General features: G+C 50.8%; 7 protein-coding genes and 2 pseudogenes. 1 reads left to right on the forward strand and 8 read right to left on the reverse strand.

Annotated elements, in window-relative coordinates:
• The 7 genes from ACTQ3R_RS16000 to ACTQ3R_RS16030 all read right to left on the reverse strand — a co-directional run.
• The coding region (locus tag ACTQ3R_RS16000; RefSeq protein ID WP_441792685.1) for a GTP-binding protein at window positions 1-247 on the reverse strand (247 nt) is incomplete at its 3' end.
• 390 nt (window positions 248-637) lie between these two features.
• Entirely contained in the window at window positions 638-2,089 is a 1,452-nt protein-coding gene (locus ACTQ3R_RS16005) for a hypothetical protein (protein ID WP_199488597.1), read from the reverse strand.
• 426 nt (window positions 2,090-2,515) lie between these two features.
• Entirely contained in the window at window positions 2,516-3,763 is a 1,248-nt protein-coding gene (locus ACTQ3R_RS16010; protein ID WP_015517767.1) for a plasmid recombination protein, read from the reverse strand.
• Window positions 3,764-4,049: 286 nt separating this feature from the next.
• Window positions 4,050-4,268, reverse strand: a complete 219-nt coding sequence (locus ACTQ3R_RS16015; RefSeq protein WP_133241651.1) for a PF20097 family protein — start codon at window positions 4,266-4,268, stop codon at window positions 4,050-4,052.
• 38 nt (window positions 4,269-4,306) lie between these two features.
• Window positions 4,307-4,789 carry a hypothetical protein gene (locus tag ACTQ3R_RS16020; RefSeq protein ID WP_076917214.1) on the reverse strand — a complete coding sequence of 161 codons (483 nt, stop codon included), beginning with the start codon at window positions 4,787-4,789 and terminating at the stop codon, window positions 4,307-4,309.
• Between the two features lie 33 nt (window positions 4,790-4,822).
• The gene (locus ACTQ3R_RS16025) at window positions 4,823-5,101 is read right to left on the reverse strand and encodes a type II toxin-antitoxin system YafQ family toxin (RefSeq protein ID WP_021632616.1); all 279 of its coding nucleotides are present in this window, start codon (window positions 5,099-5,101) and stop codon (window positions 4,823-4,825) included.
• Complete coding sequence (locus ACTQ3R_RS16030; protein WP_033119556.1) at window positions 5,094-5,360, reverse strand: type II toxin-antitoxin system RelB/DinJ family antitoxin; 267 nt, start codon at window positions 5,358-5,360, stop codon at window positions 5,094-5,096. The genes ACTQ3R_RS16025 and ACTQ3R_RS16030 overlap by 8 nt, the downstream gene beginning before the upstream one ends.
• A 158-nt stretch (window positions 5,361-5,518) precedes the next feature.
• On the opposite strand from ACTQ3R_RS16030, the pseudogene ACTQ3R_RS16035 reads away from it, so the two are divergent.
• Window positions 5,519-5,992 (forward strand): annotated as a pseudogene (locus tag ACTQ3R_RS16035) (DUF4368 domain-containing protein); the annotation flags it as partial.
• A 171-nt stretch (window positions 5,993-6,163) separates the two neighbouring features.
• Here the strand turns inward: ACTQ3R_RS16035 and ACTQ3R_RS16040 are convergent.
• A pseudogene (locus ACTQ3R_RS16040) lies at window positions 6,164-7,266 on the reverse strand (tetracycline resistance ribosomal protection protein Tet(W)); the annotation flags it as partial.

A 7,266-nucleotide genomic window follows, 5' to 3' on the forward strand; every position in this document is an offset into this window, starting at 1 on the left:
CCAAAAAATCCATGTGGCCGGGCGTATCCACAATGTTAACTTTACATCTGTGCCACTGGAAGGAAGTGACTGCCGCTTGAATGGTAATCCCACGCTGCCGCTCCAAAAACATGGTGTCCGTCCTCGTTGTCCCTTTTTCGACGCTCCCCGGTTCTGAAATGGCTCCGCTGGCATATAGCAGGCTCTCCGTCAAGGTCGTCTTTCCAGCGTCTACATGGGCAAGAATTCCAATATTGATTATTTTCATGTGATTGTCCTCCCTTTACAGCCCCAAAGGGCATAAAAATCCCCAGCAGTAAAATACTTTTACCACTGGGGATTATAAGTTGCGGACATACACATATACAGCATACACCTGTTTGTGATTGCTGTTTTTGGGGATATGTCAAAATTGATAAGGCAAAAGTATTCTTAAATTGGGTACAAAAAACTAAGCCCCTACAAAAGGAGCTATCATAATCCTTTGTTCCCACTATTTGATTATAGTTTTATTTAAGAATACCTTGCCGCATATTTTTTACTCCTTTTCTGGATTAAATCATTGTATCACATCAGTTTTAGGAAAGCAAGTACCTAAAAGAAATTTTTCTTCCCCTTACCCGCCCCGAAAACGCCTTGTAGGGCGTTTCTGGGGCGTTTACAGCCCTTTCTTAAATTCCTCCACCAACAGATCGCTCAAAGCCTGTGATGGGCGTATTTTGACCGTTATATGCCCCTCCGGTACGGTGTCCCACCATTTGCGGATCGTTTTCGGATCAAGTCCGGTGTCCCTATGACAATCGGCCTTGCGTCCCTCTGGATGCTCCTGCCGCCACGCATAGACTTGCGCTTTCTTTTCTTCTGCCCCTTTTCTTCTCCATGTGCCGCCAGGATAATCCACTTCCTGCACCGCCCTTGCTCTTTTCAAATGCTCTTTCTGTGATCTACCATTCCTCTTGTTGCGCTCGATGCGAACATCGGTCAGAGCTTCAATATCGGAAATCGTGAAATTGTAATACTCCTTGTCGTAGGCTTCCAGCGCACTCCGTATATCTTCCTCGGTCAATGCGTTCTCATGCTTCACCATCTGCAGATCATCAAAAGCCTCTTTCATATCCTGCCGGAGCTGCTGCTTCGACACACCGCATTTGTAAGCATAGATAGCAAGGCACATCAAAAAGAAATACCGATGCCCGCCCTTTATCTCTCCGATCTGCCGCAGCCACCAATGGTAGAGCGCATACGGATCATCACCATGCACCTTTCCGGCAATATCCCACTTCTTGCGTCCTTTCTCGCCTCTAACAACAACACGCTCATACCACTCCGGATATGCCTCCCTCGCCTCAGCTCGTGTCATTTTGGATGGGCTGAAAGGCTTATTGACATCCACCCTGTTTTCTGGCTTTGCGTAGGCGTTCAGATAATCCAGCGTTACCCGTTCTCCGGTACGGAAAGCGACCAGCTCCGTCCCATGCTTGTCATTGATGCTGCCCACCATGCGGAAGCTCTGATTGATGGATTGATACTGGATCGCCTTGACCTGCGAAGTGCTGCCATACTCCCATAGCCGGAAAGTGAGGTCATATTTCAGACTTTTAAGCTGAATTTTTATATTCGGGTATAGGTCAATCGGCTGCTGGAAAACATAGTAGATATGCAGCCCTGTCCCCGACAGAACAAGGAAAGTCGGCATCGGCAACCGGCGCACTCGCTCCGGATCGCCGCCAAAGCGCAGAAAGAGGTTGCGCAGCTCGGCAAGACCTACGCCATCCAGATCGAAGATCAGAGCATACATCCGCTGGGCGTTCTCCAGCCTGTTCTCCTTTCTGCGATATGCAAGACCGCTGCACAAAGTAAGGCTGTTCCCCTCGACAAACTCCATGTAATCCTGTTCCCATGTGTCGTTATACATCTTCCTGCGCCGGAGCTTCTTATCCTCGCTCTGTTCGTCCCGATACAGATACACAGCGTTCGGATGGGAAAAATCCGTGTGCCGTTCTCCGGAGTTCTCATTGTCCGGAAACAGCTCTTTATAAAACTCATAGCCTCCGACCTCCGGATATTGTGCGCTCAAATACTCGTAGCAGCCTCGATAATTCTCGGTCATATTACCACCTCACAAAAGAAAAAGTACCAAAAAGAAAATCCGCTGCGGCGGGGATCGCCTGCGGGCGGGAAGGGGGAAAAGGGGGAGCAAAAGAGCGGCGGCTACGCCGCCTTAAAGAGAAAGTCACCTCCCCCTTTTCCCCCTCGCTGCGGGGCATTGAAAGTGCCGCCACTATGGAAAACCCGATGGGTTTACCACAGTGGCTTGGAAAACCTCTAACGAGGTTTACCACACTTCCAACACCCCTCCGCTCACCCCCCTTTTCCCCTCCGACTTTCTCCCTTTCAGAGAGAAAAAATATAGGTTGGGAGTACCCTTACAGGGGGCTTACAGGGGGCTTAGATTATCAATACAGCAATTCCCTATTTTCAGTTGTTATTATAGCCTGTCCGAAAGAGATTTTCAAGCCCTCCGGACAGGCTTCTTTTACAGCTCCATGCCGCCCATTCCTCGCTGGTGCTGCTGTTGCTCCTGCTGCTGTCCAATCTCCGGATCGGGCAGCAGCTCCCTCGCCTTTTCAAGCAGAGGACGCAGACGCTCCGGCAAGTGTTCTTCCAAGAAGTCCAGCATCCGACCGATGCCGTCCGTCAGACGCTCGGTGAAGCTGCGTTCCTCCTGCAGCTCGGATTGCAGATAATAGTTTTCATCGCGCAGCCTCCGGTTTTCCTGTTCAAGCCTCTGCTGCCGCTGCGCTTCTTCCAGCCGCTTCTTCATGGACGGCACCTGTGACCGCAGACGGGTGTTTTCCTCCGTCAGCTCCTGTACCTTGTGCCGATCCGTCACGCTGCGCAGTGCCATTTTCTTTAGCTGCTCGACCTGATCCACCGTCACGCCCTTTACTGCCCCTGTGAGCGTCTTTTCCGGCTGAATATCATGCAGGGGTGCATTTACCCTGTCAGCCTCCTTTAAGAGCCGCACAGTGCCTTTCAGAGCGTCCCGCTGCCGTTCCAGCTCAGCAACCTCCCGCTCTACTGCCGCTGTCTGCTGCTGCACCGCTTCCAGCCTCGCAGCCGCTTCCTTGAACTGCGGCAAGTCCATGTGCGGTCTGTTCGTGCCGAGAGAGATAATTTCAAAATCGTGCCGCTGGGCGATCTCCGTCAGAGCTTCTTTCTCCCGTTCCATCCACGCCGCCCATTCGGTCTGCTTTCTGCCGACACCGACAAACCCCTGCTGCTTCAATGCCTGTTTCATAGATACCCTTGTAGAAAGTCCTCTTGACTGCTCCGTTGCCACAGGGATAAAATCGACATGGAGATGGGGCGTTGCCTCGTCCATGTGCAGCACCATATTGAACACCCGCAGATGGGGGTTGCGTTCTGCAAAAGACTCCGCAAAATCTTTCAGAGCTGCCGCCGCCCGTTCTCCGTCCGGCGTACCGCACCCACAGTCGCTCATGTTGCCGATCTGGAAGATCGCTTCATGGAACAGCTTTTCCTGTTTACTCTGCCGGATATGCTCATAGTAGTCCGGTATCTTATCTCTCGTTTTGGTTTTCTTTGCGTTGTAGGCTGCGAGAGCTTCATCAAAGACCATATGATAGACCTGCTTCAGATCCTCGTTGCAGAAAACAATGTTCTGCTCCGTCCGGCTCCGGTCTACATTCGCCGCTGAGAAGCTGCGGTTGTTGTGCCGGATGCTCCCTGCACCTGTCATACCCGAAATCGTAACTCCCATAAAATCGCCCCCTTTCCGCTTATTCTTCCGTCCTCTATTTTATCATAAATTTCCGCTAAAAACAACCTCTTTGTTACTTTCTGGTGAGAAAGTAACGCAAAAGCACTTTCACACCGCCACCCCATCGGTGCAGCGGTGTGAAAGTGCTTTGCGCCCCTAAAGGGGAGGGGTTGCCGGAGCTGCTTCACTGCCGGCTCGTGCCTGCTGCTCTGCCAGCTCCGGAGGGGCGCTGCCCCTGCCGTCTGCGGACGGCTCCCCGACCTTCATCCCACCGATAAACTGAAATTTAATACTCAATGACAATTTTCTTGCACTTCTCGCAGAGCCAAGCCTCCGCAGACGCTCCACCAAAAGGTCCACCGATTGACTTTTCATTGAGTTTGATTGACTTGCCCCCACCAATGTTGAGGGCCGCAATAACTCGTTCTTTTTCGCTCCAATAGACACCATCTCTGCATTGAATACAACCAAGTTGCATTTCTTCACCACAATACGGACATTTCATTTTAATCACCCCTACAAATTCCCGATTTGTCGTTCTGTTTAGTCCCCAAAGAACCTACTAAACCAGCTACGCTTTTGAACCGGTTCTGTCTCACGCTCCGGCTGATCGGCTCCGGACTTGCCGGAAAGAAGCTGCTGATGCATTGTCCCAGCATGGAGAGCCTGGGCCGCTGCCGCAGTCTGCTGTGCCGTCACCAACGCCGAGCTGACCTCCGCCAACCTTGCGTTCAGTTCCTCGATCTGCTTGTCCTTTACAGCAAGTTGCTCGCTTTTCCGGTCTAATTCTCCCTGCAGCATAGCGATCAAAGTGGTTTCGCAAGTTTCGCAACTTGCTTTCGCCTGTTGCGAAACTTGCTTTCGTTCAACACCTAAATAATGCTGATATATGGCGGTTTTTTGACTTTCGCTGATTGCGAAACTTCCTTTCGCATCTTTCGCAACATGGTTTCGCCTACACCATGCACGAACTGCCTGTTCCGACACGCCACATTCTATTGCAATTTCCGTTATTACACCCGCCAAATATCATCACCACTCTTTCATCCGGAGTTAATCTCAAAACAAATCGCTATGAGATCCCGTCCTTATCAATTTCAAAATCAAAGTCTGCCGAACAACTTTATAGACCAACAGCCAGTCCGGCTCGATGTGACATTCTCTCATGTCCTTATAATTTCTGGAATTAGTGAGAGCATGATCTCGATACGCCTCCGGCAACGGCTGCTCGTTACACAACAGCGTGATCACTTCCTCCAACTTCTTCGGATCGCAGCCTCTCTTGATCGCAAGCTTGTAATCTCGTTTGAACTGCCCCGAAAACTCCGGCTTAAGCATTCAGCGCCTCCATCAGATCTGCAACGCTATCAAACGGACCATACATATCCTCTCCCTTTTCTGCCGCCTCCATCGCCGCATAGGTAACAGCATTCGGCTCGTCAACCTTGACTTCAAAGGGAAGTCCATGACACCTAAGTGCCTGTCGATAAAAAATACCCGTTGCCGTACTCAAATCCATTCCGAGGGACTTAAAGAGAGCTGCCGCCTGTGCTTTCAGCTCCGGCTCCATTCTTATCGTCATATTTCCTTTAGCCATAATAGCACTCCTTTCCTCGTCATTTTTAGCTTGCACTAATATTATATTCAATATTCGTGACATTTGCAAGTGCATTGCAAATGTTTTTTTGCAACTTTTCTATGAACAGTGCTTTCTATATGCTAACACCGCAGCGTGAATGCTCATGTACGGTAAAGTATGCGGCAAAGCATGAAGCCCGGTTTATGAAGCTCCTGATTGAGCAGAACGAGGACGGGGGCAAGCGCAGGAACGCCGCCAAGAAAAAGGAGCTGGAAGCCACCGAGAAACGCATAGCCGAGTTATCCGCTATCTTCAAGCGGCTGTATGAGGACAGTGTGACCGGGCGCATATCAGACGAGCGTTTCACAGAGCTGTCGGCAGACTATGAAGCAGAACAACGGGAGCTGAAAGAAAGAGCCGCCGCTATCCAAGCGGAGCTTTCCAAAGCACAGGAAGCCACCGTGAACGCAGAAAAGTTTATGAATGTTGTCCGGCGGCATACCAGCTTTGAAGAACTTACCCCTACTCTGCTGCGGGAGTTTGTAGAGAAAATCGTTGTGCATGAGTGCAGCTATGACGAGAACAAGACCCGCAGACAGGACATTGAGATTTATTATTCTTTTGTTGGCAAGGTGGACTTGCCCGAATAACCGCCCGACCTATCCGACACAAGAGCTAAGTGCCGGATAGGAACGGCAAAATTTTTTACACTTCTATTACTTCTTTATCGCACATCAATATACATTTAGGGGGTGAAAAAGCCTTATTTCGCGCGGTTTTCAAGCCTCGTTTTCGGTGGGGTAATATAAAAACCCTTATCTTTACATTACCTTCTGAAACATATGGCGCACCTTGTCCAGGCGGCTGTTTGGACGGCGGGGCTGGATGACCGGCTGACCGACAGCGGCCTGATATCCTTTCAGCTCTGTAAGGCATACGCTCCGCCCGTTGGTGTAAAAGGCCAGATCAGTACGGTATGCCTGTATACAGCGGGCGGGAATCTCGCCAGTAAAGACAACTTCATCCTTTTTTACCTGGGCCGTTTCGATGGTGGCACAGTATTTCGGTGCATCATGATAAGCCCTGGAAAGGTATTCCTGGGGCGCATAGAGGATGAAGGAGAGATAAGGTTCCAGCAGCTGCGTCCCCGATTCCTTCAATGCCTGTTCCAATACAATCGGGGCCAATGAGCGGAAGTCCGCCGGCGTGCTGACCGGACTGTAATAAAGCCCGTATTCAAAGCAAATCTTACAGTCCGTTACGTTCCAGCCGAACAAGCCCTGCTCCAGCCCGTAACGGATACCATCCCTGACAGCGTTTTGAAAACTCTGGTTCAAGTATCCCAGCGAAACCCGGCTCTCGTATTGTACACCGGAGCCAAGCGAGAGTGGTGTAACAGACAGTCCTATGGATGCCCAAAACGGGTTGGGCGGCACCTCGATATGGATGGTGTGGCTGGCTGCTTTGAGCGGCCGCTCCATATAAATGACGGAGGGTTCCTTTACCACTGTTTCAAGCTTGTATTTTTCCGACAGCAAAGCGGAAACAACCTCCAACTGCACCCGGCCCAAAAAAGAAAGAATGATCTCATGGGTGATGGAATCCACTTCGCAACGCAAAAGCGGGTCAGTATCCGCAAGTTGCGTAAGAGCGTCCAGCAGCCGTTCTCTTTGCGCTGCCGTTTTCGGCGCAATCGTCGTCCGCAGCATGGGGAGGGGGTCCTCGCGCCACCTTTTACGAGGGAGCCGGGTTTGGTCCCCTAATACATCGTTTAACCTCACGCTGTCGCTGGGAAGGATAACAATTTCACCCTGATAAGCGGTGTCTGTCCGAACAATTTCCCCTTTGGATGGAATACGCATCTCTGTGATTTTCAGCTTTTCTCTCCCGGCCAGGGCCACCGTATCCCGCAGGCGCAGCGTTC

This window comes from Lawsonibacter sp. LCP25S3_E2 (assembly GCF_052117285.1).
Taxonomy (GTDB): Bacteria; Bacillota; Clostridia; order Oscillospirales; family Oscillospiraceae; genus Lawsonibacter.